The following is a 24909-nucleotide window of genomic DNA, read 5'->3' as shown; positions in this document are numbered from 1 at the left end:
CCACCCTGCCGCCGTTGCTCCTTCGTCCACAGCGCGATTGTGTTAGGCTGTCCGGCGCATCCGGCTGGCCCGGTGCTACCGTAAAGACTTTACAAGGATCCGCATGACTGGCTTCGTCATCCCGCCTCCCGCCGTCCCGGCCCTCGCCGTGGCCGGTTCCGACCAGGTATTCCCGCTGCGCCGCGTGTTCTGCGTCGGCCGCAACTACGCCGCCCACGCGCGCGAGATGGGCGCCGATCCGAACCGCGAACCGCCGTTCTTCTTCACCAAGCCCGCCGACGCCGTCGTGCCGGCCGGCGGCACCGTGCCGTATCCGTCGGCCACGCGCGATCTGCACCATGAAGTCGAACTCGTCGTCGCATTGCAGGGCGGCGGTACCGACATCGCGCCCGAGCGCGCGCTGGACCTCGTGTGGGGTTACGGCGTGGGCCTGGACCTGACACGGCGCGACCTGCAGGCCGTCGCCAAGAAGGATGGCCGCCCGTGGGACATGGCGAAGGGCTTCGACGCCTCCGCGCCGTGCAGCCCGCTCGTGCCGGTCGTGCGCACCGGCCACCCGCAGGATGCGCGCATCTGGCTCGAGGTGAACGGGCAGGTGAAACAGGAAGGCAACCTGAACGAGATGATCTGGCCCGTGGCGGACGTGATCGCCGCGCTGTCGCGCCTCGTCGCGCTGGCGCCGGGTGACCTGATCTACACGGGCACGCCGGCCGGCGTCGCGGCGCTGAACCCGGGCGACCACGTGCGCGGCGGCGTGGACGGCGTGACCACGTTCGAACTCCGGATCGGCGCGGGGGCATGAAGACGGTCCTGCAGATCGGGGGCTTCGCACCCGAGATCCAGGCCCAGCTCGACGCCGAATTCCGCTGCCTGGGCCTCGCCGACCTCGAACGCGAGCCGCACCTGGCGAACGACGTCGGCGCCATCGTCACGCGCAGCAACCAGGAGGTGCCGGAAGACGTCGTGCGGCGCCTGCCGGCGCTCGAGATCATCGCCACCTGCGGCGTCGGCTACGACCTGATCCCGCGCGCTCTGGCGGCCAGCCGCGGCATCGTCGTGGCCAACACGCCGGACGTGCTGAACGCCGCCGTGGCCGAGTTGTGCATCGGCTCCCTGCTGGCGCTGCTGCGCCGCCTGCCGCAGGCCGACCGCTACGTGCGCATGGGCCGCTGGACGGCGGCCGGTTTCCCGCTGGCGACGAGCCTGGCGGGCAAGCACGTGGGCATCGCCGGCATGGGCCGCATCGGCAAGGAGATCGCGCGCCGGCTGGAGATGTTCGGCGTCGCGCTCGCCTACCACGGCCGGACGGACCAGAACCTGGCATGGCGCTACGAGGCCGACCTGGCCACGCTCGCGCGCGACAGCGACATCCTCATCGCCGTCGCGCCCGGCGGCGCGGAGACGAAGCACCTGATCGACGGGCGCGTGCTGGACGCGCTGGGCCCCGCCGGCTACTTCGTGAACGTGGCGCGCGGCTCGCTCGTCGACGAGCAGGCGCTGCTCGCGGCGCTGGAGCGGGGCGACATCGCCGGCGCGGCGCTGGACGTGTTCGACAACGAGCCGGACATCGACCCGCGTTTCTTCGCGCTGGACAACGTGATGCTCACGCCGCACGTGGGCAGCGCCACGCACGAGACGCGCGCCGCGATGGCGCAGCTCATGCTGGACAATGTGCGCACCTGGTTCCGCAGCGGCAGGGCGCTGACGCCGGTCGAGCCGGACTGAGGCAAGGGCCGCGCCGCAGGGCGGCTATTGTGCGCCGCAGCGCGGCCGTGTGGATTACGCTCATCAAGACCAGCGCAAACCGCCATGGAGGTCCTATGCACATCCACACGCCCGCGTGCACCTGTTTCATCATCCCGTCTTCGATGCTGCGCAAGCTGGCCGTCCAGGCCGACGAGGCGGAGCGCCAGCACCTGCTCGAGCAGATGGAACGCTCGGCCTTCCTGCGCGGCCAGCGCGCGGCCAGCGGCCTCGCCGCGCCGGGCCTGCAGGTGGCGCCCGGCGTCAAGCACCGCACCGTGTACGACGCGCACCACAAGACGCGCCTGCCCGGCAAGCTGGTCCGCACCGAGACGGCGGCGCCCGTGGCCGACACGGCCGTCAACGAGGCATTCGACGGCGCCGGCGCCACCTACGACTTCTACCTGCAGATCCTGCACCGTAATTCCATCGACGGCCGCGGCCTGGGCATCGATTCGAGCGTCCATTACAGCAAGAGCTTCAACAACGCGTTCTGGAACGGCCGCCAGATGGTCTACGGCGACGGCGACGGCAAGCTGTTCACCGGCTTCACGCACGCGCTCGACGTGATCGCGCACGAGCTGACCCACGGCGTCACGCAGTACACGGTGCCGGGCGGGGGCCTCGTCTACGATGGCCAGAGCGGGGCGCTGAACGAATCCGTGTCCGACGTGTTCGGCTCTATCGTCAAGCAATGGCACCTCAAGCAGACGGTCAGGAAGGCCGACTGGCTGATCGGTGCGGGCATCATGACGCCCGCCGTCGGCAAGGCGCTGCGTTCGATGGCCGATCCGGGCAACACGGCCCTCACGTGGTCGGGCGACGACCAGCCGGGCACGATGGCGGGGTATGTGGACGGCGGGGACGTGCACACGAATTCCGGCATCTCCAACCACGCGTTCTATCTCGCCGCGATGAAGCTGGGCGGGCACAGCTGGGACAAGGCGGGGCCGATCTGGTACCAGGCGCTGCCGCTGCTGCATCCGGACGCGACGTTCGCGGACGCCGCCCAGGCCACCGCCAAGGCGGCCGAGCTGCGCCACGGCGTGGGCTCCGCCGAGGCCGCGGCCGTGCGGGGCGCGTGGCATGAGGTGGGCGTCGTGTGATGCGCCTGTCGCTGCATTGCGTGGGTGGCTTCACGGGGCCGGCGGGCGCGCAGACGCGCGACGTGGACGTCGACAGCCTGACGGCCAGCGACGCCGCGCGCGCGCGCAGGCTCGTGCGGGCGCTCGACCTGGCGCAACTGCCGCCGACCTTGCTGAAGGCGCGGCCGCAGTCGTGGGATTTCACGTACACGCTGACGATCGACGACGGTACGCCGCGCCAGGTGCGCTTTCACCTCGACGCGGCGCCGCCGGCGTTGCGGGAACTGGTCGAATTCATCGAACGAACGTAACGCGGCACGGCCTCTCAGTTGGCCATGTTCCTGGCAACGATGGCATCCGTCGCCGCCTTCGCCTGCTGCAACGGCTGGTTCAACACGGTGGTCGCGTACGCCGGCGCCGGTGCGGCGACCGTGCCGAGCGCGCTGCCGCCCTTGTGGCTGATGTCCACGTCGACCGTGGCCGACAGGCCCACGCGCAGCGGATGCGCCGCCAGTTCCTTCGGGTCGAGCGAGATGCGCACCGGCACGCGCTGCACGACCTTGATCCAGTTGCCCGTGGCGTTCTGCGCCGGCAGCAGCGAGAACGCGCTGCCCGTGCCCGCGCCGAGGCCCACGACCTTGCCGTGGTAGACCACCTTGCTGCCGTAGATGTCGGCTTCGACGGTGGCCGCCTGGCCCACGCGGATGTCGCGCAGTTCCGATTCCTTGAAGTTGGCCTCAACCCATAGCTGGTCCAGCGGCACGATCGACAGCAACGGCGCGCCCGGCGCGATGCGGCTGCCCACCTGCACGCTGCGCTTGGCCACATAGCCCGACACCGGCGCGACGATCGCGTTGCGGCGCGCGGCCAGCCACGCGGACAGGTAGTCGGCCTTCGCGGCCAGCACGTTCGGGTGTTCGGCGGGCGACACGCCCGCCACCGTCACGCGCGCGGCCGCCAGCTGCTTCTGCGCGACTGTAAGTAGCGCCCGGGCGTCGTCGACGGCGCGGCGGGCGTGCGCCACGTCTTCGCCGGAGACGAGGTTGTCGGCCGCCAGCGGCGCGCGCCGCGCCAGGTCTTCCTGCTTGGCCTTGAGTTCCACGCGGCGCTGGTCGACGACGGCCTCGTATTGCGCCACGCTCGTGTAGCGCTCGCGCTGCTGGCGCACGGCCGTGCCGAGGCGCGCCTCGGCCTGGGCCAGCGCGACTTCCGCGTCGGACGGATCGAGGCGGACGATCTCGGTGCCGGCCTGCACCAGCTGGGTCTCGTCGGCGCGGATCTCGATGACGCTGCCCGTCACCTGCGACGACACGTTCACGAGGTTGCCGCCCACGTAGGCGTTGTCCGTCTCGACGCGTTTCGATGCGACCAGCGCATACCAGGCGGCGTAGGCCGCGCCGGCGGCGAGGAAGGCGACGGTGATGCCGGCCAGGACGACGCGGCGTTTTTTATTGGAGGTGGCTTGGGTCTCGGTGCTCATGGCTTTACCTGGTGTTCGATTGGGTGAGGGCGGCGGGCGGCGTCGCGTGGTAGCCGCCGCCGAGCGCGCGCGCGAGGGCGACCTGCGTCTGCAGGCGTGCGTCCGTCAATTGCAGGCCGACGTCGCGCTGGCGCAGCACGGCCATGCGTGCCTGCTGCACGGCGCTGCGGTCGGCGAGGCCGCGCTGCATGCGGGCCTCGGCGTTCGCGGCCAGCTTGCGGCTCGCGTCAAGCGTGACGGCGTGCGCCCGTGTCTCTTTCTCGATGCCTTGCAGGGTGGCCGCTTCGCGCGCGACGTCGTGCACGGCGGTCAGGACGGCCTCGTTGTACTCGGCCAGCAGTTCGTCGCGGCTCGTTCTCGCGCTGCCCAGTTGGGCATGCAGGCGGCCGCTATCGAACAGGGGCAGGTCCAGCGTGGCGCCGAGCAGCGGCGTGCGGCTCGGATAGCGCAGCAGCTTGCCCAGCGACGTCGCATCGAGGCCGATGGCGGCCGCGAGGTTGATGTCGGGCCGGAACGCGGCTTCGCTGGCGGCCACGCGCCCCAGCTGCGCCTCGACGCGCCAGCGCGCGGCCTGCAGGTCGGGGCGGCGCGCGAGCAGTTCCATGCCCAGCTCGCGCGGCACGGCATCGATCGCAGGTGCGCTCTGGAAGCGCGCGAGATCGTTCAGCGCGGTGGCGTCGCCGTTGACCAGGGCGCGCAGGCCTTCGCGTTCGCGCGCGGCGTCCGTGTCGTAATGGGCCGCCTGTTCCTGCAGGCTCGCGAGGTCCTGCTCCGCGCTTAGCAAGCCGTCGGCGCTGATCAGGCCATGCGCCATGCGCGTCTTGCGGCCGGCGATGACGTCGCGCTGCACGGCGATCAGGGCGTTCGTGTTGTCCTGGCGCGCCCACAGCATCTGCAGGCGCAGATAGCTTTGCACGACGGATGCGGCGAGGGTCTGGCGCACCTGCGCGGCTTCGGCGGCGGCCGCATTGGTCTCGCCCAGCGCGGCGGCGATCAGGGCGCGGTGCTTGCCCCACCAGTCGAAGTCGTACGATGCGCGCAGCGACACGGACGCGTCGTTGAACCACGCCCCGCCGATCGGCGGCGGGAAGAAGCCGTTCGACGAATAGCGCTGGCGGTTCAGGCCCGATGCGAGATCGACCTTGCCGCCTTCGTTGGCGACTTCCACGCCGAACGCCGCGCGCGCGCTGGCGACGCGCGCGGCGGCCACCGCCAGCGACGGATTGTCGCGCAGGGCGCGCGCCACGAGGCCGTTCAGCTGCGGGTCGTGGTAGTCGAGCCACCACTGCTCGGCGGGCCAGGCGTCGGCCGGCAGCTGAATGGCCGACGCATGCTGCGCCTTGGCGAAGTCGGGGCCCGGCGCCTTGTTCGTGTCGGGCGGGACGCTGATACAGCCTGACAGCAGGGCCAGCGCGGCGGCCGCGATGGGGATGAGTTTGAAGTGTCGCACGTTGTTCGGGTCTTTCGCTTATTCGAGGGCGGCGTGGTCGATCTGCGCCGGCGCGGCGGCTGCCTTGGGCGGGCGGATCAGCAGCAGCGTCGGGATCACGGCCAGGGTCAGGAGCATCATCAGCCAGTAGTCGTCGACGTAGGCGATCATCGACGCCTGGCGCGTGATTTCGTTGTTGATGAGGGCGGGGCCGGCCTGCGTCGCCATGTCGTAGAGGCTCATCGGATCGTGCACGGCCGGATTCGCGGCGTTCACCTGCGTGGCCAAGGACGCGTGCGCGATCTGCGTGTTGCGCACGAGGAGGGCCTGCACGAGCGCGATGCCGATCGACGAGCCGATATTGCGTACGAGGCTGTACAGCGCCGTGCCTTCCGCGCGCATCTGCGGCGACAGGGTCGCGAACGTGGCGGCCGACAGCGGCACGAACACGAGGCCCAGGCCCACGCCCTGGATCACGCCCGGCCACACGATGTCGGACTGCGACAGCACGAGCGTGTAGTGCGTCATCTGCCACAGCGAGAACGCGGTGATGGCGAAGCCGACGCCCAGCAGCAGGCGGAAATCGACCTTGCCCGTGAGGCGCCCGACGATCATCATCGCGGCCATCGTCCCGAGGCCCGACGGCGCCGTGACGAGGCCCGCCAGCTTGGCCGGATAACCCATGAGGCCCTGCAGCATCGTCGGCATCAGCGCGCGCGTCGCGAACAGCACCATGCCGACGATGAAGATCAGGAGCAGGCCCGTGACGTAGTTGGCGTTCTTCAGCAGGCGGAAGTCGACGAACGACTGGCCGGCCGGGCGCGTCAGCGTGTGGCCGATGAAGTACGCGAAGGCGAGCGTCGTCAGGATCAGTTCGACCCACGTCTCGGTCGAGGCGAACCAGTCGTTCTGCTCGCCGCGGTCGAGCAGCATCTGCAGCGCGCCGATGGCGACCGACAGTGTGACGAAGCCGAACGTGTCGAAGCGGACGCGCCGCGCCGCGTCGGTATGGTGGATGTAGCGCCAGATGCCCCAGAACGCCAGCGCGCCGATCGGCACGTTGATGAAGAAGACCCAGCGCCAGCTGTAGCTGTCGGTCAGCCAGCCTCCCAGCGTCGGGCCCAGGATCGGGCCGATCATCACGCCCATGCCCCACACGGCCATCGCGGACCCGTGCTTTTCGCGCGGGTTGATGTCGAGGAGGACCGACTGCGACAGCGGCACGAGCGCCGCGCCGAACACGCCCTGCAGCATGCGCGCGACGACGATTTCCGTCAGCGTGGCCGAAATCCCGCACAGCACCGAGGCGAGCGTGAACCCCGCGACGGACACGAGGAATACCTTTTTCAAGCCGAAGCGGTCGACGAGCCAGCCGTTGAGCGGCGTCGCGATGGCGGCCGCCACGATGAACGACGTCAGCACCCACGTGATCTGGTCCTGCGACGCCGACAGCGACCCCTGCATGTGCGGCAGGGCGACGTTGGCGATGGTGCCGTCCAGCGCCTGGATGATCGTCGCCAGCATGATCGAGATCGTGATCATGGTGCGGTTGATGGGCGCGGCCGTCGTCACAGGGTGTCCTCGAGGCGCTTCTTCAAGGTCTCCAGCAGGACGGTCGCGGTAGCCAGCGCCTGCGGGTCGAGGCCGGCCAGCAGGTCGGCGCGGAACGGCGCCGCTTCCCCGACGACTTCGGCGTAGACGGTCTTGCCGGTGTCGGTCAGGTGCACGAGCTTGACGCGGCGGTCGAGCGGCGAGGGCGCGCGCGCGACGAAGCCGTCGCGCTCCAGGCGGTCCAGCATCGACACCATCGACGGCCCCTCGACGCCGACCAGGTCGGCCAGCGCCCGCTGCGACATCGGTTCGCCCGACTTGGCGATCATCGCGATCGTCATCCAGCCGGACTGGCCGATGCCCAGGTGCTTGAGGCGCTTGTCCAGCGCGAGCCGCCACAGCCGCGCGCTCGTGTGCAGGGCTGCCGAGAAGCGTTCTTCGAACGGTTCGGGTAGGCTACTCATCATTAGTCATAAAATAGATAGGAACCTATCGATTTTATGCGACGCCGGCGAACTGTGCAAGCTGGCAATGAAATCGAGATCAATTTCCTAAAACCGGGCTCTGACCCCGAATTGTCGATTCAGGCGGGCGGCTCGGCCTTGTCGAGCGTGAACACGGCGTGGACGTCGCCGGCGACGATGCCGCGCGCGTTCTTGAGCGGCGGTGCGCGGTACGGGTCGAGGTGGGCGCGGCGCGTGGCGTCCAGCAGGCCCAGTTGATCGAGCACGGAGAACGTGGCCGGGTGCAGGGCGCGCGGGGCGCCGTCCGCTACCTTGATCGCGATGCCGATGCCGGCCGAACGGATGCCGATCGCCTGCACGGCGTCCGCGCCGATCTTGGCGACCCAGTCGCCGCCGCCGGCCTGCATCCACGCGAGGTCGGTACGCGAATCGCCCGACACCATGTCCGGGTGCGCCGTCATCGCGTCGAACAGCTCGCCCAGCGCGCCGCCGAGGCGGGGGTCCGGGCCCGGTTGCGCCAGGCGCGCGTACAGGTGCGCGAGGCGCGCCAGCGGCATCGCGTAGTTCGGCGCCGAGCAGCCGTCGATGCCCATCGGCAGCGTGTCCTCCGTCATCCGCACGCAATCGGCCAGGGTGGCGCGGATCGCGCGCTGCAGCGGGTGCGCGGGATCGACGTAGTCCGCCGTCGGCGCGCCGTGCAGGCGGCACCAGGCGAGGAAGCCGCTGTGCTTGCCCGAGCAATTGTGGTGGACCGTGCGCCAGCGCCGCCCGGCCGGCACGGGCAGGCCGACGGCGTCGTAGTACAGCGGCGCCGCGCAGCCGCAGGCGAGCTGGCTTTCGTCCACGCCGATCTTGTCGAGGATAGCTGTCACGCCCACCAGGTGCTTTTCCTCGCCCGAGTGGCTGGCGCACAGCAGGGCCAGTTCGGCGCGGGTGAAGCCGAAGCGGGCGGGGCCGTCGTCCAGCACGAAGGGCAGGGCCTGGAACGGCTTCAGGGCCGAACGGGTGAACGTCATGACGTCGGGATCGCCTGCCGACCACAGCAGGTGGCCGGCCACGTCGACGACGGCGATCGAACCATGGTGGATGTTCTCGACCGCATAGCCGCCGGCCAGGTCACGGTCTTGCGGATAGCCACGCGTCGTGGCCACCAGGGGCGCTGGGTGCATCGGTCTCTCCTTCGTCCGGATGGGCTTCTCGACGCCGACACTGTAACGGATATCGGCCGCGCGGCGCGCCCCCGAGCCGGCGCGGACGATGTCAAAAACTATATGCATCCTCAGCATTCCGGCCCGGCTTTTCGACGGTTCAACCCCTGTTTTCGACACTTCGGCCGTTCGCCGATGACGCCGGCGCAAGCGCTTCCTACACTGTCATCACTCGCCGCACATTATCGATGCGGCGATATGAAAAACGGTGGACCCATTGAGCATCCGGCGATCATTTTGAAATCGCGCTCGTGGTCCGTTCTATATTTCGTATCTTGACTTCGGAGCAATCATGCGTATTCAACAAGCCCTGGCCTTCATCGGCGCCGCCACCCTGTCGCTGTCGGCGTTCGCCGACCCGTCCATCGCGCCCTCGTCGGCCAGCGCCAGCGCCGTGCAGCTGCCGGGCACATCGCACTCGTACCGCCTGGACGAGGACGAAGCCCGGCACATGCGCGGTGCGTTCCTCCTCACCGACGGCCGCACGATGAAAGTGACGAACCGGATGAACCGGCTGTACATCGACATCGACGGCAAGCACGAAGAACTGGTGCCGGTCGGTCCGAAGAAATTCGTCACGCGCGAGACGGGCACCATCGTCGCGTTCAACCAGGTGCCGTACCCCGACGAGGTCGTCGTCAACCAGGCCGCGCGCTGATGCGCGGCGCCGAACACGGCCGGCCTGGCCGATATGGCCCGGGCCGGCGCCTTTCACTGCGGCGCGCACGGGGCGGCCACGCCCCGGCGCCGCACCCCGCCCGCCAGGTGCGCGATTGACCGCTCAGATCGGCGCGCCGAAGCGCCCGGCCTGGTAATCGGCGATCGCCTGCTGGATTTCCGCGCGCGTATTCATCACGAACGGCCCGTGCGCCACGACCGGTTCGCGGATCGGCTCGGCATGGCCCAGCAGCAGCAGGCTGTCGTGGTCGGCCAGGATCTCGATCTCGTCGCCCTGCGGTTCGAACTCGGCCAGGTGGCAGGCGCCGACCGTCTCCGGCATGCACTGGATCACGCCGCGCACGACGTACAGGAATACATTGCGGTCGAGCAGGCCGTCCAGGTGCAGGCGCGCGCCCGCCTTCATCTCCACCGTGCACAGCGCGACGCCCGTCAGCGATGCGACCGGACCCGTCACGCCGCCGACCGTTCCCGACACGAGGTGCACGCGCACGCCGTCGCCCTTGTCCACGACCGGAATCCCGTCCGCCTGCAATCCGACGTAGCGCGGCGCCGTCATCTTGAGCGCGGGCGGCAGGTTGACCCACAGTTGCAGGATCTCCAGCGGACCGCCACGCTCCATGAATTCGCGCGGCGACACTTCCGCGTGCACGATGCCGCGGCCGGCCGTCATCCATTGCACGCCGCCGGGGCCGATCACGCTTTCGTGGCCGGCGCTGTCGCGGTGGGCCAGCAGGCCGTCGAGGATGAAGGTGACGGTCTCGAAGCCGCGGTGCGGATGCGGCCCGAACGGCAGGCCGCGGTTGTGCGGCGGGTAGACCTGCGGTCCGTGGTGGTTGAGGAACAGGAAGGGATCGATCTGGTCGAGGTGCGGACCCGGCACGGGACGCCGGGTGATCAGGTCGCCGATATCGTCGCGCAGCGCGGCATGCACGCGCCGGATGATCTTGTGGGCCATGCTCGTTTCTCCGCTTCTCCGATGGTTCGAACCAATACGATACCCCATCGCACGCACTTCCCGCATCCCTGCTAGACTCGTTGCGCTTTTGCAATCATGGAGACGATAACGATGAAAACGAAAACATGCGCACGCAACCTGGCCGCGGCCATCAGCCTGGCCTGGGCGGCAAGCGCGATGGGGGCGCCGACCGCGACCCCGGCCGTGCCCGGCGACGCCGCGATCAAGGCCGCCAAACATGCCGTCACGGCGTACCGCGACGACGTGGTCGACACGCTGTCCAGGCTCGTCAGCTACAACACGGTGGCCGACAAGGCCATCCCGTGCGAACGCAATCCGCGCCACATCGCGTTCAAGGCCTACCTGAAGCAGGAAGCGGAGCGGCTGGGGCTGGACTTTACCGATTACGGCTGCGTGGCCGTCGTCGGGCTGGGCAAGGGGACGGAGCGCGTGGGCCTGGTCGCGCATGGCGACGTGCAGCCCGTCGATGCGAGCAAGTGGAAGAAGTCGCCGTTCGAACTGGACGGCACGAGCGAACCGGGCCGCCTGCTGGCGCGCGGCGCCGAGGACGATAAAGGCCCCATCGCCACCGCGCTGTACGCGATGAAGTCGCTGAAGGACCTGCAGGTGCCGCTGTCCAAGCGCATCGAGCTGTACGTCTACATGGCCGAGGAATCGGACTGGGGCCCGCTGGAAGCCTTCATCAAGGGGCACACGCTGCCGCAGATGAACATCACGCTCGACGCCGAATACCCGGCCGTCACGGCGGAGAAGGGCTATGGCACGCTGGCCGTCACGATGCCGAAAACGGCCGCCGCGCCGCCCGCGGGCGCGCCTTTCGTGAAGGAATTCCGCGGCGGGTTCTTCGGCAGCCAGATCCCCGAGGACGCGCAGGCCCTCGTCGCCGACGCGACGCCGGCACTGGAGGCGCAGGTCCGCGCGCGCGCCGGCAAGCAGGTCGGCATGCACTACCAGTTCGAATGGAAGGGCAAGGACCTGCTCGTCACGGCCAAGGGCCTGTCGGCGCACTCGTCCAAGCCGGAAGACGGCGTCAACGCCATCAGCATGCTGGCCGACGCGCTGGCCGTGCAACCGTGGCCGGACACGACGGCGGGCGCCCTGGTGAACTTCCTCAACGAGATGGTGGGCACCGGCTACTTCGGCGAAAAATTCGGCAGCATCGCGTACCGCGACGCCTTCATGGGCCCGATGACGTTCGCGCCGACGGTGATCCGCCAGCACGACGACGGCGCCATCGAACTGTCGATCAACATCCGCCGCCCGCAGGGCAAGACCAAGGAGCAGTTGACCAACGAGATCAATGCCGCGCTGGCGCAGTGGCAGGGTGCGCACGTGCAGCTGGCGAACATCTCGGCGCAGATCGGCGACCCGTGGGTGCAGAAGGATGCGCCCCAGCTGCCGGTGCTGATGAAGACGTTCGCGTACTTCACGGGCATCAAGGACCCGAAGCCGGTCGCCATCGGCGGCGGCACCAATTCGCGCCTGTTCCCGCACGCCGTCAGCTTCGGCCCGGCCATGCCGCACACGGTCTACACGGGCCATTCGGAACACGAGTTCATCACCACCAAGCAGTTGCTGCTGAACCTCGAGATGTACACGGCCGTCATGGCCGAGCTGGCCAAGTAACGCCTCCCGCGGGCATGGTCGTGCCATGCCCGCGTTCTTCCTTCCCACGACACATTTGCCCGCCGGCCGCGCCCGCTTGTCGAGGCGCTTCACGATTTTGGTCGCTCGACCGTCGTGTAGGTCCTGGTCTCGCCAAAATGTGTAAATCCTTCCAAAAATTTTGTAGGTTTGCACCTACACGACGTCCTTCTTCATAGGGAAAAAACGCCTGTCCGGCGGCTTTTCCCTAGGAGAGACAGCAGACCGCGCCACGGCCCCCGGACAAGCCTCCGCGCGGCCCGTTGATTGTCGGAAAATCAATTGCTGGCTCCGGGAAAATGTGGCGAAAACGCCATGATAGGATCAAACCTGACCGCGACCCGATGCCCAGAGTCGCGCAAGGAGCAATGCCCGACCTGCCGATGCCATGCACAGCCAAGACCTGATAAAACCTGACGGAAGACATCTGACGTTGTACAGCAACCGGCCTATCCCGGACGGCATCGTCGCGATCAGTCCCTTCGCCGAGCCGCAGCACGCCAACCCGCACCTGCGCTGGCATGCGCTGCGCGGCGAGTGGGTCGCGTATGCCGCGTTCCGCCAGAACCGCACGTATCAGCCGCCGCCGCAGTACAACCCGCTGGCGCCCACGCGCGACCCGGCACACCCGACCGAGATGCCGGCCGGCGACTACGAGATCGCCGTGTTCGACAACCGCTTCCCGTCGCTGGCGCCCGATGCGCACGACCCGCCCGCGTTGACGGTGCCGAGCGCGCCCGCCAACGGGCAGTGCGAGGTCGTCGTGTTCACGCAGGATCCGCAGGCGGCGCTGGGCCGCCTGCCGCTGGCGCGCATCGAACTGCTGCTGGAAGTGTGGGCCGACCGTACCCGGCGCCTGACAGGCCGCAACCACATCCAGTACGTGCTGCCGTTCGAGAACCGCGGCGCCGAAGTGGGCGTCACCCTGCACCATCCGCACGGCCAGATCTACGCCTACCCGTTCGTGCCGCCCGTGCCCGCGCGCCAGCTGGCGCAGGAGCGCGAGTACTACCTGCAGCACGCCACGAGCCTGCTCGGCGACATGGTGCGCGACGAGGCGGAGGACGGCAAGCGCGTGCTCTACCAGGACGAGCACGCGATCGCGTTCGTGCCGGCCTGCGCGCGCTACCCGTACGAGGTGTGGACGATGCCGACCGGTCCTTGCAGCGACTTCGCGGCGCTCACGCCGGTGCAGCGCGCAAGCCTGGCGCGCGCGCTGAAGACGGTGCTGCTCAAGTTCGACTGCCTGTGGGAGCGCCCGTTCCCGTACCTGATGGTGTGGTACCAGGCGCCGACCGACGGCGCGGACCATCCCGAGACGCAGCTGCACTGCCAGTTCTATCCGCCGTACCGCACGCGCGACCGCCTGAAATACCTGGCCGGCACGGAGATCGGCGCCGGCATGTTCGCGATGGACGTGCTGCCCGAGACGACCGCGTACGAATTGCAGCAGGTCGACGTGCGGCTGGAGGTCGCGGCATGAGCGCGCTGCCGGACAGCGGCGCGGGGCAATCGGCCACCGAGGTCGCGGACAAGCTCGCGCTGCTGCGCGCGGCGCTGGCGGAAACGGGGGCCGGGGCGGTGCGCCTGCGCGGCGCCGACTGGTTCGCGTGGGCGACGGCCGGCGGCGACGCCGCCGTGCTGCAAGGGGCCGACTGCGGCGTGGCCGAGGTGCTCGTCACGCGCGACGACGCCGTCGTCCTGACCGACGCCATCGAGGCCGAGCGCCTGCGCCAGGAACAGGTGCCGCCCGGCTTCACCTTCCACATCGCGCCGTGGGCCGAGACGGAGCTGCGCGAAACATACGTGCTGGGCGCGGCCCGCGGCGGCGCCGTGCTGTCCGACCGCCCGCGCAACGGCAACGGCAACGACGAGCAGCCGCTGCCCGCGAGCCTGCGCCTGCGCCGCATGGTGCTGCAGCCGTCCGAGCACGACCGCTACCGCGCGCTGGGTGCGGAGGCTTCCGCCGCGATGACGGCGACGCTGCGGGCTGCGCGTCCGCACTGGACGGAGCTCGACCTCGCGGCCGCGGGCGCGCAGGCGTTGTGGCGGCGCGGCATCCAGACCGCGCTCGTGCTGGCCGCGGGCGGCAGGCGCCTGCAGGCGTTCCGCCATCCGGTGCCCACGCACGAAACGCTCGGCGCCCGCGCGATGCTCGTGTTCTGCGCGCGCCGCCACGGCCTCGTCGCGAGCCTGTCGCGCGCCGTTGCTTTCGGCGCGTTGACCGACGACGAGCGCAATGCGGAAGCCGACCTGCTGCAGGTCGAGGCGACGGGCCTGGATGCCGTGCGTCCGGGCCAGTCGCTGGCGGCCGTCTATCACGCGTTCGAGGCCGCGTATCGCCACGCCAACCGGCCGGAGGCGATCCGCGAGCACCACCAGGGCGGTATCGCGGGCTACCAGGCGCGCGAGATCGTCGCCAGCCCCAGCACCGCGACGGGGATCGAGACGGGCATGGCGTTCGCGTTCAACCCGAGCTTCGCCGGGATGAAAGTGGAAGACACGTTCCTGCTCGGCGCGAACGGGCTGGAAAACCTGACGCTGGACCCGGCCTGGCCGGCGACGACAATCCAGGGCCGCGCGCGGCCCGCATGGCTGGAGGTGCCAGAGCATGAATGATCCCGAGACCTTCTTCGGCGGCGCGCCCGAGGCGCACGCGTCGGCACCCGGCCGCGTCAACCTGCTGGGCGAGCACACGGACTACAACGACGGCTACATGCTGCCCGTGGCGACGCCGCAGCGGACCGAGGTCGCGCTCGCGCACAGCCACGACGACCAGCACCACCTGTATTCCGGCACGCTCGACGGCAACGTCACGTTCGCGGCGAAGGGCGGCAGCGCGCCGCAGGGCTTCGGCAGCTATATCGAAGGCTGCATCCGCCTCGTGGAAGCGACCGGCGTCACGGTGCCCCCGCTGCGCGTGTTCGTGACGACGACCCTGCCCGTGGGGTCCGGCCTGTCGTCGTCGGCGGCGCTCGAAGTGGCGATGCTGCGCGCGCTGCGCAACCTGCTCGGCTTCACGCTCGACAACGTGCAGCTGGCTCGAATAGCCCAGCGCGCCGAGATCGAATACGCCCGCGTCAACTGCGGCATCATGGACCAGATGGCGTCCAGCCTGTGCGACGAGCGCAACATGCTGTTCATCGACGCGCGCACCCTGGAGCACCGGCTGGTGCCGCTGCCCGCCGGTACCGAGCTGATCGTCATCGACTCCGGCGTGCCGCGCACGCTTGCCGCCAGCAAGTACAACGAGCGCCGCGCCGAATGCGAGGAGGCGTCGCGCAAGCTGGGCGTGCGCGCGCTGCGCGACGTGACCGACCCCGCGGCGGTCGAGGCGCTGCCCGAGCCGCTGCGCCGGCGCGCCCGCCACGTCGTGCTGGAAGACCTGCGCGTGCTGGAAGCGGCGCAGGGCGCGTCGGCCGAACGTTTCGGCGAACTGATGAACGCGTCGCACGACAGCCTGCGCGTCGACTACGAGGTGTCGATTCCCGAGCTCGACCAGCTGGTCGCCGCGCTGCGCGCCGCGCCCGGCGTGCTCGGTGCGCGCCTGACCGGGGCCGGATTCGGCGGCGCGACCGTCGCGTTATGCCGTGCCGGCCAGGCGAAACAAGCAGCGGAAACTGCACTCTCCACCTACAACAAAGCTGGACGCCAGGGACGCATCCTGATCCCGGTCCCGACCCAAGGAAAGGAAAACAATGAGCCAGTTTGAGTATCCCCGCCCGCAGCTGGTCCGCGACAATTGGATCAACCTGAACGGTAAATGGCGCTTTCGTTTCGACGATGAGCTGGTCAACAAGATGCCGGAAGGCGTGAAAGGCTGGACCCACGAGATCAATGTCCCGTTCGCGCCCGAGACCGAGATGTCCGGCATCCAGGACACCGGCTTTCACCGCTTCTGCTGGTACGAACGCGACTTCGAGGTGATGCCGTCCGAGAACCGTGTGATCCTACACTTCGGCGCCATCGATTATTTCGCCCGCGTGTGGGTCAACGGCCAGCTCGTGGCCGAGCACGAGGGCGGCCACACGCCGTTCCGTGCCGACATCACCCCCGCATTGCGATCGGACGGCAGGCAGACCGTGACCGTGTTCGTCGAAGACGATCCGGCCGACCTGGCCAAGCCCCGCGGCAAGCAGGACTGGCTGCTGGAACCGCACTCGATCTGGTATCCGCGCACGACCGGCATCTGGCAGACCGTGTGGGTCGAGCAGGTGTCGCGCACCTTCATCCAGAACCTGCGCTGGACGCCGCTGTTCGAAACCTTCGAGATCGGTTGCGAAGTCATTGCCGGCGGCGACATCCAGGAAGACATGTTCGTCGAGGTCAAGATCTGGCACGGCAAGCAATTGCTGGCGGACGACAACTACAAGCTGCTGGCCGGCGAGGCGAACCGCAAGATCGCGCTGTCCGACCCCGGCATCGACGATTCGCGTAACGAGTTGCTGTGGAGCCCGGAACGCCCGACCCTGCTCGACGCCGAGGTGATCCTGCGCTGCGGCGACCGGATCGTCGACCACGTGAAGTCGTACACGGCGCTGCGCTCGTTCCACATCAACCGCGACCGCCTGCTGCTGAACGGCCGCCCGTATCCGCTGCGCCTCGTGCTGGACCAGGGCTACTGGACCGAGTCGTTCCTGACGGCGCCGTCGGACGCGCACCTCAAGCGCGACGTCGAGCTGGCCAAGCTGATGGGCTTCAACGGCGTGCGCAAGCACCAGAAGATCGAAGACCCGCGCTACCTGTACTGGGCCGACAGGCTGGGCCTGCTCGTGTGGGAAGAGATGCCCTCGGCCTACCGCTTCGCGCCGCGCGCGATCACGCGCATGGTCAAGGAATGGACCGAGGCCATCGAGCGCGACTACAGCCACCCGTGCATCATCGTGTGGGTGCCGTTCAACGAATCCTGGGGCGTGCCGAACCTGACGCTGACCCAGGCGCACCGCAACGCGGTCGAGGCGCTGTACCACCTCACGCGCACCCTCGATTCGACCCGCCCGGTGATCGGCAACGACGGCTGGGAAGCGTCGGCCACCGACATCCTGGGCATCCACGACTACGACTGCAGCCCGGACAAGCTGAAGGCGCGCTACGAGGTCAGCGACCCGGTGCGCACGCTGTTCGATCAACGCCGTCCCGGCGGACGCATCCTCACGCTGGACGGCTTCCCACACCGCGGCCAGCCCATCGTGCTCACCGAATTCGGCGGCATCGCGTACGACCCGAACGCGACGCCGGAGGACGGCACGTGGGGCTATACCCGTGCCCATACGGCCGAGAGTTATCACGCGCTGTACCAACGCCTGCTGAAGGTGGTCAACGAGACCTTCATGTTCAGCGGCTTCTGCTATACCCAGTTCGCCGACACGTTCCAGGAAGCGAACGGCCTGCTCAACGCGGACCGTACGCCCAAGCTGCCGTTCGAGGTGATCAGCGCGGCGACGCGCAACGTCACCCTCGAACCCAAGGACGTGGAAGAGGAGGGAGACGCGCCGGGCGCGGCCTGATGTCTTGCGCCGCCCGGCGCGCTCCGAACCCTGTCGCGAGCACGGCACCCGCAGGGCGCCTGCCCCATCGCTGCGCGGCCGCGCATGGCCGCGCTGATGGACGGACACGCCCGTCCGTGCCGCGCGACCGGCGTTTGCCGTCGCGCCGCGGTGCGGGCGGTCCGGTCCACGACGCATTTCGATCAACCGACCGCCCTCGGGCGACAAGGAGCCCATCATGTCCACGATCGTCGTTTTCAGCCACCTGCGCTGGGATTTCGTGTTCCAGCGGCCGCAGCACCTGCTGTCGCGCCTGGCCCAGCATTTTCCCGTCCTGTTCGTCGAGGAGCCGGTGTACGACGATGGCGCCCCGTTCATGGAACGCTCCAGCCCCGCGCCGAACGTGACCGTGTGCCGCGCGCACACCCCGATCCACGCCAACGGCTTCCACGACGAACAGCTGCGGCTGCTCCAGCCCATGGTCGCGCAGCTGGCACCACCGGGCGAGGACGTCATCGCCTGGTTCTATACACCGATGGCGCTGCCGCTGCTGCAATTGCTGCGGCCCGCGCTCGTCGTGTATGACTGCATGGATGAACTGGCGTCGTTCAAGAATCCGCCCAAGCAATTGCTGCAGCGTGAAAGCGCGCTGCTCTCCATCGCCGACCTCGTGTTCGCCGGCGGCCCCAGCCTGTACGAGGCGAAGCGCCACCGTCACCCGAACGTCCACTGCTTTTCCAGCAGCGTCGACGTCGTGCATTTCCAGCAGGCGCTGGACCGCGACCGCGCGCATCCGCAGCAGGATGACATCCCGCATCCGCGCCTGGGCTTCTACGGCGTGCTGGACGAGCGCTTCGATCCCGACCTCGTCGGCACCGTGGCGGAAAGCCATCCGGAGTGGCAGATCGTGCTGGCCGGACCGATCGTCAAGATCGACCCGGAGCGTCTGCCACGCCGGCCCAACATCCATTACCTGGGCCAGCAGCCGTACGCGGCGCTGCCCGACCTGCTCGCCGGCTGGGACGTCTGCCTGATGCCGTTCGCCATCAACGAGGCGACGAAATACATCAGCCCGACCAAGGTGCTCGAATACATGGCGGCCCAGCTGCCGATCGTCAGCACGCCGATCGCAGACGTCGCCAATCCGTACGGCCACGTCGTCGCCATCGCGGCGACCGCGGACGAATTCATCGCCGCGTGCGAGGCGGCGCTGGCGCAGACGCCGGAACAGCGCCGCCACATGATCGATGCGATGCAGGCCGTCGTCGCCGCCACGTCGTGGACCAGCACGGCCGCGCGCATGCGCGAGCTGATCGACACGGCGCCGCCGCACACGGACCGGCGCGCCACCCCGCGCAGCCTCGATGCGGCGGACGATGCGGCCGCGGTCTCGCTGCGTGGCGATGCCCGGCGCGGCTCGAAGGTCAACCCGCTGCGCGCGCACGAGCCGCATGTGGGGACGATCGTCATCGGCGCCGGTCCGACGGGCCTGTCGGCCGCTTACCACCTGGGCGCGGATACGCTGCTGCTCGACCGCAACGAGACCGTCGGCGGCTGGTGCCGCTCGATCGAGGACAACGGCTTCACCTTCGATCACGCCGGCCACATCATGTTCTCGAACGATCCGTACGTCCTCAAGATGTACGAGGTGCTGCTGGGCGATAACGTGCACTGGCAGAATCGCGAAGCGTGGATCTACAGCAAGGGCGTCTACACCCGCTATCCGTTCCAGGGCGCGTTGTACGGCCTGCCGCCGAAGGTGATCACGGAATGCGTGATGGGCGCCATCGAAGCCCGTTACGAAAGTGCGGAAGGCAGGACGACGGCCGCGCAAGCCGTCGACGACTGTTGCGCCGACGGCACGACGGACGTATGCAACACCGACCGCGCCGTGAAAGGCGAAGTGCGGAACTTCGAGCAATTCATCTACAAGGTGTGGGGCAAGGGCATCGCGAAACACTTCGCGATACCGTACAACCGCAAGATCTGGACCGTGCCGCTGTCCGAGATGGAAACGTCGTGGCTCGGCGGCAGGGTGCCGCTGCCGAACCTGGAAGACATCATCCAGGGCGCGCTGGAGCCGTCGCCCGCGCCGCTGGGGCCGAACGCGCGCTTCGGTTATCCGTTGAAGGGCGGGTTCCAGGCGCTGATGAATGGCTTCCTGCCTCACATCAAGGGCAAGATCGAACTGAATGCCGACGTCGTGAAAGTGCTGCCGCGCGAACACATCGTCGCCCTGCGCGACGGCCGCCGCTTCCGCTACGACGACCTGATTTCCACGATGCCGCTGCCGGAGCTGGTCAAGGCGATCGGCGACGAGGCGCCGGAAGAGGTGAGGGCGGCGGCAAAAGGCCTCCGCCACGTATCGATCCGCTGCGTGAACATCGGCATCGACCGCGTCGCCACGGACAAGCACTGGATCTACTACCCGGAAGACACGATCTTCCACCGCATCTTCGTGCAGGGCAATGCGAGCCCGGGATGCAATGCGCCGGGCGGCTTCGGCTTCACGTGCGAGATCTCGTATTCGCCGTATAAACCGCTGCCCGTCGATGGCGCCGCGCTGATCGAACGCGCCATCGCGGATTGCCGCAAGGTCGGCATGATCCGGGATGGCGACACGATCCTCGCCGCGAACCAGGTCGACATGCCGTACGCCTACGTGTTGTACGACCACGCGCGCGCCCGCAACGTGGAGACGTGCAAGGCGTGGCTGAAGCAGTTCGACATCACCCTCGTCGGCCGCTACAGCGAGTGGGAATACTACAACTCCGACCACGCCCTGCTGGCCGGCAAGCGCGGCGCGGACATCGTGCGTGCCAAGCGTACGCAGGCGCAGCAGGTCGGGGCGGAATAGGTAAGGCGCCCGGGCGCGCCGCGGGATGCCGCTGGCGCGCCGGACCGGGCCGCTGTTCGGCTCAGTGTTGAATCATGCCGCCTGCCAGGCTCACGCGGTCGCCGGTGCGGAAGTCCGGCGTCGTCTGCTGCGTCACGACCTGGGTGCTGCCGTCGTCCATGCGCAAGGTGATGCGATAGACGCGGTCGGCCGAGCTGCCGGTGGCGCCACCGGCGCTGCTGCCCATCGCCGCGCTGGCGCTGTTCTCGCCTTCGGTGGCGGCACCGCTCGAACGCGGGGCGACTTCGATGGCGGCGACGGTGGCGTTCGGACTCATCGGCGCCGCGGTGGCGCCCTGGCCCTGCGTCATGGTGCCGGCGCTGTCATAACCGGTCGTGCTGCCCGCCGTGCCGGAACTGCCGGACGTGCCCGAGCTGCCGGTGTCGCCGCCGGTGCCCGACATGCCGCTGCTGGAGGTGCCGGTGGCCGTGCCGCTGCTGCCGGTCTCGCCGCTGGTGCCGCTCGTGCCGCTGCTGCCCATGCCACCGCCGCGCCAGGAACTGCACGCGGAGAGCCCGACTGCGAGCGCCAGCAAGCCCGCCAGGAAGACGCTCTGGTGTTTTTGCTTCATGATCAACTCCTTCTGATGGGATAGTGTCAGGTTAGATGAGTGACGATGCCGCGTGCCACTTTGGTAAGAGGCCTGTTCGGTATCGGCGTTCAAGCTGCCTCCAGTTGAGCATGAGCCACGTCAAAGCCGTGGCAGATAGCGGCAGCGTGCCGCGGCCTCAGCGTTGGGCGTCGACGGGCGTGCGCGACGCCAGCAGGGCCAGCACGCTGCCGACGAGGATGGCGGCGCCGACGTCGACGGCCCAGTCGCGGACGTCGGCGCCGCGATAGGGGAAGAAGCTTTGCACGAACTCGTCGCCGGCACCCATCACGGCGACCGCCAGCACGGCCTTGCAGGCGCGGGCGAGCGCGCCGCCGCGGCTTCCGATGAACCACAGCGCGGCCAGCACGGCATAGGCGATCGAGTGCAGGACCGGCCCCGGCGCGTAGGCACCGATGTCGGCCCGGGCACCGGGGATGTTGCCTGTCGTGATGATCGTCAGGTACATCAAGACCGCGCCCGCAAGGCACAGCAGGTGCCGGCGCGGATGTTGCAGGAACGTGGATAGATACAATGTCATGGCAAGGTGAGGCCGAAAAACGCTCACCTTACCATGCTCGTTGTGCGCTTGCACAAACGCGCGCGCGCCCTCAGATCGTGAGGGCCGGCGCGCCGTTCGGGTAGTGGGCGTCGAAGCAGCTGGCGCAGTCGGCGCAGAATAAATGGGCCACGCGTACCGCCGACTGGCGCAGGACCAGCTTCAGGTGGCCGCTCTGGCATTTGGGACAGATCTCTCGGACGGTGCCGAAAGTCAGTACGTGAAGAGGTTGCCCTTCATCGTCGATATGGTCGATCACCATGCGCGGGTTCAGCTCGCTGAGAACCAGACAGTCTTCCGGTTCCGCGTGCTGGCGACGCGATGGATGGGGTTGCTCTTGGGGTGGCGACATCGTCTCAGGTACAGGTAAAGTCATTGGACCGGCTCCATGTTGGATTGTCTTGTCCCCACGCGACATGTGAAACATCGCGAGGCGTGAAATTCATCATAGCGGAATCTGAAGATGGTTCAAGCACAACAGCATGCAATTGTGCGGTGCGTGGCAGACGCAACAATAAGAATACGGAACAAAAAAAATGCCCGCCAAGGGATGACGGGCACAACCCAAGATCGGGCCAAGAGACGCAGAATTCGGTGCGGTGTGCCGCTCGCAGCACACCTTCTGCGATCACGCATATCGGTTGCGTGTATGCAGATGAACCCAGTATAGGAAGAAAATGTGACTTGACCATGACGCCCATCAAAGTAGCGCGTCTTTGGTCGCGAACGTTTGCGGATGGGATCGGTCCGCATGAGAACGATAAAAAAAAAGCCCGCTGATTGAGCGGGCTTCAAACTATTTTCTTGGAGGAGAATAGTGGAGACAGGTGCAATTATGCTGCACTGCGATATGTGCGTCCAATGATGAATTCGGATACCGGTTATTACCTGGCGTAATAATGGCTGGGCTCGCTTGGCGTCAGTCCTTGACCGGCACCGTGTAATTCAGCGCCATGCGGCCGCCGTCCGCATACAGCGTCTGGCCCGTGATGTACGAGGCGTCGTCGCTGGCGAGGAAGGCGGCGATGCCGGCGATCTCTTCCGGTTCGCCGCAACGGCCCAGCGGCGTGCGCGACAGGATCGTGTGGCGCGCTTCCGGGCTTCCCAGAACGGCCTGCTTCGCCAGTTCCGTCAGGATCGTGCCGGGGCCGATACCGTTGACGCGGATGCCATGCTGGGCCAGGCCGATCGACGCCACGCGCGTGAGCTGGTTGACGCCGCCCTTCGACACGACGTACGGAATCTGGTTCGGAATCGCCAGCTCCGCATTGACGCTCGACATATTGATGATGCAGCCGCTCTGGCGCTTGACCATCTCGCGGGCCACGGCCTGGCTGCACAGGAACATCGATTTCAGGTTGATGCGCAGCACGCGGTCGAAATCCTCCTCGACCAGGTCGAGGAAATCGGCGGCATGGGTCACGCCGGCATTGTTGACGAGGATGTCGATGCGGCCGAAGACGGCCAGCGTGGCGGCCACCATCGCATCGACGTCGGCCTTCACGCTCACGTCCGCCCGGAAGAAGCGGGCGGCGTCGCCCAGCGCCGCGGCGGCGGACGCGCCTTCGGGACGGACGTCGACGAGCATCACGCGCGCGCCCTCGCGCACGAGGCGTTCGGCGCACGCATGGCCGATGCCCTGGCTGGCGCCGGTGACGATGGCGACCTTCTGGCTGAGTTTCATGACTGTCCTCGCTGCTGCAAAATGAAAAGGCCGCCATTGTAGCGGCCCGCTGCGTCGGGCGTCAGAGCATCACGGGCCGGTCGGGCAATTCGTTCGGCCGTGCGCCGCCGGACGGGAAATGGCTGCGCAGCAGCTGGTTCACCTGGGCGATCGCGGCCAGGGTCGCGGCGCGGAATTCCCCGCGGCCGAAGCCGCGCGTCATCGTGTCGCACACGCCCTGCCAGGTGGCAGCCGGTATCCTGCGGTCGATGCCCCGGTCGGCAATGATATCGACCTTGCGGTCGGCCAGGTTCACGTAGATCAACACGCCGCAATTGTCCTCGGTGTCCCAGATGCCGTAGTCGGCGAACAGGGCGATGGCGCGCTGGCGGTTCGTCACGCCGGCCCAGGCCAGCGACAGGGGCATGCCCTTTTCGACGATCAGGCGGACTTCGCCCCGGTGCGTCTGCTCGCCGGCCGTGATGGCCTCCGTGATCGCGTCGAGGGCGTCGGGCGGAAACGCGCGCTCCGCTTCGTTGCGGGTGCTGAACAGGTGGCGCAGGGCGCGCCGAGGGCGGCTCGGTTCGTCCATCACCAGTCTCCCGAGGCGCCGCCGCCGTCGAAGCTGCCGCCCCCGCCGCCGGAGAACCCGCCGCCGCCGCCATCCGAAAAGCCGCCGGAAAAGCCCCCGCCGCCGCGCCAGCGGTCGTCGTCGTGCTGGTGGGCGGCATTCGCCAGTATGTTGCCGAGAATGAAGCCGGTCGTGCCGCTGCCCCAGCCGGCGCCGTAGCGGCCCGGCTGCGCCAGCCGCGTGCGGCGCGGACGGAACACCGCGCGCAGGACGACGCCGCCGACGAGGATCAGGAACAGGCTGACGACGACGTTGGGGCCGTCGTCCTCCTGCTGTTGTGCCTGCGCCTGCGTTTGCGCCTGCGGCGCCGGGAATTTTTCCTGGTTGAGCAGGGTCGCGATGGCGCCCACGCCGGCGACGAGGCCGCCGTACCAGTCCTGCTGGCGGAAGTGCGGCGCGATCGTGTCTTCCAGGATGCGTTTCGATTGCGCGTCCGTGAGGACGCCCTGCACGCCGCGCCCCGCCTCGATGCGCAGGCGGCGCAGCGCCTTGGGATTGTCCTTCGCGACCAGCAGCAGCACGCCGTCGTCGACGCCCTTGCGCCCGAGCTTCCAGGCGTCCGCCACGCGGATGCCGTACTGCTCGATGGCTTCCGGTTCGGTCGACGCCACGAGCAGCACGGCGATCTGGCTACCCGTCTTCGTCTCGTAGTCGGCCAGCACGCTTTCCAGCTTCTGGCGCTGGTCCGGCGTCAGCATGCCGATCTCGTCGGTGACGCGCGCACGCAGCGGCGGCACCGGTTTGAACTGGCCTTGCGCGCAGGCGTTACAAGCCAGCAGCAGGGTCAGCATCCAGGCCCAGAGCAAGCGCGGCAGGGCGTTCAT

At 68.4% G+C, this 24909-nt stretch carries 23 protein-coding genes; 11 read left to right on the top strand and 12 right to left on the bottom strand.

The window, feature by feature from the left end:
- Nucleotides 1-103 precede the first annotated feature (103 nt).
- The 4 genes from U9J41_RS18310 (at nt 104) to U9J41_RS18295 (ending at nt 3139) form a co-directional block, all read left to right on the top strand.
- On the top strand, nt 104-802 hold the full coding sequence (locus tag U9J41_RS18310) for a fumarylacetoacetate hydrolase family protein (protein ID WP_322403601.1): 699 nt from the start codon (nt 104-106) through the stop codon (nt 800-802).
- A complete protein-coding gene (locus tag U9J41_RS18305; protein WP_322403600.1) occupies nt 799-1725 on the top strand; it encodes a 2-hydroxyacid dehydrogenase in 927 nt (308 codons plus the stop codon). The genes U9J41_RS18310 and U9J41_RS18305 overlap by 4 nt, the downstream gene beginning before the upstream one ends.
- Before the next feature lie 95 nt (nt 1726-1820).
- Nucleotides 1821-2849, top strand: a complete 1029-nt coding sequence (locus U9J41_RS18300) for a M4 family metallopeptidase (protein WP_322403599.1) — start codon at nt 1821-1823, stop codon at nt 2847-2849.
- Complete coding sequence (locus U9J41_RS18295; protein ID WP_322403598.1) at nt 2849-3139, top strand: protealysin inhibitor emfourin; 291 nt, start codon at nt 2849-2851, stop codon at nt 3137-3139. The genes U9J41_RS18300 and U9J41_RS18295 overlap by 1 nt, the downstream gene beginning before the upstream one ends.
- Before the next feature lie 14 nt (nt 3140-3153).
- Here the strand turns inward: U9J41_RS18295 and U9J41_RS18290 are convergent, their stop codons facing one another.
- From U9J41_RS18290 to U9J41_RS18270, 5 genes are all read right to left on the bottom strand, one after another.
- On the bottom strand, nt 3154-4308 hold the full coding sequence (locus U9J41_RS18290) for an HlyD family secretion protein (RefSeq protein ID WP_322403597.1): 1155 nt from the start codon (nt 4306-4308) through the stop codon (nt 3154-3156).
- 4 nt (nt 4309-4312) lie between these two features.
- Nucleotides 4313-5758, bottom strand: coding sequence for an efflux transporter outer membrane subunit (locus tag U9J41_RS18285; RefSeq protein WP_322403596.1), 1446 nt, complete (start codon nt 5756-5758; stop codon nt 4313-4315).
- Between the two features lie 18 nt (nt 5759-5776).
- Nucleotides 5777-7279, bottom strand: a complete 1503-nt coding sequence (locus U9J41_RS18280) for an MDR family MFS transporter (RefSeq protein ID WP_322403669.1) — start codon at nt 7277-7279, stop codon at nt 5777-5779.
- 26 nt (nt 7280-7305) lie between these two features.
- Nucleotides 7306-7752 carry a MarR family winged helix-turn-helix transcriptional regulator gene (locus U9J41_RS18275; RefSeq protein WP_322403595.1) on the bottom strand — a complete coding sequence of 149 codons (447 nt, stop codon included), beginning with the start codon at nt 7750-7752 and terminating at the stop codon, nt 7306-7308.
- A gap of 119 nt (nt 7753-7871) precedes the next feature.
- Nucleotides 7872-8921 carry an asparaginase gene (locus U9J41_RS18270; protein ID WP_322403594.1) on the bottom strand — a complete coding sequence of 350 codons (1050 nt, stop codon included), beginning with the start codon at nt 8919-8921 and terminating at the stop codon, nt 7872-7874.
- A gap of 331 nt (nt 8922-9252) precedes the next feature.
- Between U9J41_RS18270 and U9J41_RS18265 the strand changes: the two genes are divergently transcribed.
- A complete protein-coding gene (locus tag U9J41_RS18265) occupies nt 9253-9618 on the top strand; it encodes a hypothetical protein (RefSeq protein ID WP_322403593.1) in 366 nt (121 codons plus the stop codon).
- Nucleotides 9619-9741: 123 nt separating this feature from the next.
- On the opposite strand, the gene U9J41_RS18260 is transcribed toward U9J41_RS18265, so the two are convergent.
- Nucleotides 9742-10596 carry a pirin family protein gene (locus U9J41_RS18260; RefSeq protein WP_322403592.1) on the bottom strand — a complete coding sequence of 285 codons (855 nt, stop codon included), beginning with the start codon at nt 10594-10596 and terminating at the stop codon, nt 9742-9744.
- Nucleotides 10597-10707: 111 nt separating this feature from the next.
- Between U9J41_RS18260 and U9J41_RS18255 the strand changes: the two genes are divergently transcribed.
- The 6 genes from U9J41_RS18255 to U9J41_RS18230 all read left to right on the top strand — a co-directional run bounded on the left by U9J41_RS18255 (nt 10708) and on the right by U9J41_RS18230 (nt 20604).
- A complete protein-coding gene (locus U9J41_RS18255) occupies nt 10708-12243 on the top strand; it encodes a dipeptidase (protein WP_322403591.1) in 1536 nt (511 codons plus the stop codon).
- 451 nt (nt 12244-12694) lie between these two features.
- Nucleotides 12695-13744, top strand: coding sequence for a galactose-1-phosphate uridylyltransferase (gene galT / locus U9J41_RS18250; RefSeq protein WP_322403590.1), 1050 nt, complete (start codon nt 12695-12697; stop codon nt 13742-13744).
- Nucleotides 13741-14880: a M24 family metallopeptidase gene (locus U9J41_RS18245; RefSeq protein ID WP_322403589.1), complete on the top strand. Its 1140-nt coding sequence runs from the start codon at nt 13741-13743 to the stop codon at nt 14878-14880. Before galT ends, U9J41_RS18245 begins: the two co-directional genes overlap by 4 nt.
- Complete coding sequence (galK, locus tag U9J41_RS18240; protein WP_322403588.1) at nt 14873-15973, top strand: galactokinase; 1101 nt, start codon at nt 14873-14875, stop codon at nt 15971-15973. The genes U9J41_RS18245 and galK overlap by 8 nt, the downstream gene beginning before the upstream one ends.
- Nucleotides 15960-17768, top strand: a complete 1809-nt coding sequence (locus U9J41_RS18235) for a glycoside hydrolase family 2 protein (RefSeq protein WP_322403587.1) — start codon at nt 15960-15962, stop codon at nt 17766-17768. Before galK ends, U9J41_RS18235 begins: the two co-directional genes overlap by 14 nt.
- 217 nt (nt 17769-17985) lie before the next feature.
- Complete coding sequence (locus U9J41_RS18230) at nt 17986-20604, top strand: NAD(P)-binding protein (RefSeq protein WP_322403586.1); 2619 nt, start codon at nt 17986-17988, stop codon at nt 20602-20604.
- Nucleotides 20605-20665: 61 nt separating this feature from the next.
- Here U9J41_RS18230 and U9J41_RS18225 read toward each other — a convergent pair whose 3' ends face one another.
- From U9J41_RS18225 to U9J41_RS18200, 6 genes are all read right to left on the bottom strand, one after another.
- On the bottom strand, nt 20666-21214 hold the full coding sequence (locus U9J41_RS18225; protein WP_322403585.1) for a hypothetical protein: 549 nt from the start codon (nt 21212-21214) through the stop codon (nt 20666-20668).
- Nucleotides 21215-21371: 157 nt separating this feature from the next.
- Nucleotides 21372-21773 carry a VanZ family protein gene (locus tag U9J41_RS18220; protein ID WP_322403584.1) on the bottom strand — a complete coding sequence of 134 codons (402 nt, stop codon included), beginning with the start codon at nt 21771-21773 and terminating at the stop codon, nt 21372-21374.
- Between the two features lie 70 nt (nt 21774-21843).
- Nucleotides 21844-22143: a hypothetical protein gene (locus U9J41_RS18215; protein WP_322403583.1), complete on the bottom strand. Its 300-nt coding sequence runs from the start codon at nt 22141-22143 to the stop codon at nt 21844-21846.
- Between the two features lie 567 nt (nt 22144-22710).
- Nucleotides 22711-23475 carry an SDR family NAD(P)-dependent oxidoreductase gene (locus tag U9J41_RS18210; protein ID WP_322403582.1) on the bottom strand — a complete coding sequence of 255 codons (765 nt, stop codon included), beginning with the start codon at nt 23473-23475 and terminating at the stop codon, nt 22711-22713.
- Between the two features lie 61 nt (nt 23476-23536).
- A complete protein-coding gene (locus tag U9J41_RS18205; protein ID WP_322403581.1) occupies nt 23537-24046 on the bottom strand; it encodes a TPM domain-containing protein in 510 nt (169 codons plus the stop codon).
- Nucleotides 24046-24909 (bottom strand): TPM domain-containing protein, encoded by an 864-nt coding sequence (locus tag U9J41_RS18200; RefSeq protein ID WP_322403580.1) that lies wholly within the window; start codon nt 24907-24909, stop codon nt 24046-24048. The genes U9J41_RS18205 and U9J41_RS18200 overlap by 1 nt, the downstream gene beginning before the upstream one ends.

It is taken from the genome of Massilia luteola (assembly GCF_034420155.1).
Lineage (GTDB): Bacteria > Pseudomonadota > Gammaproteobacteria > Burkholderiales > Burkholderiaceae_D > Telluria > Telluria luteola.
Note: the sequence above shows the minus strand (reverse complement) of the source record. Positions and strands in the feature narration are given on the sequence as shown.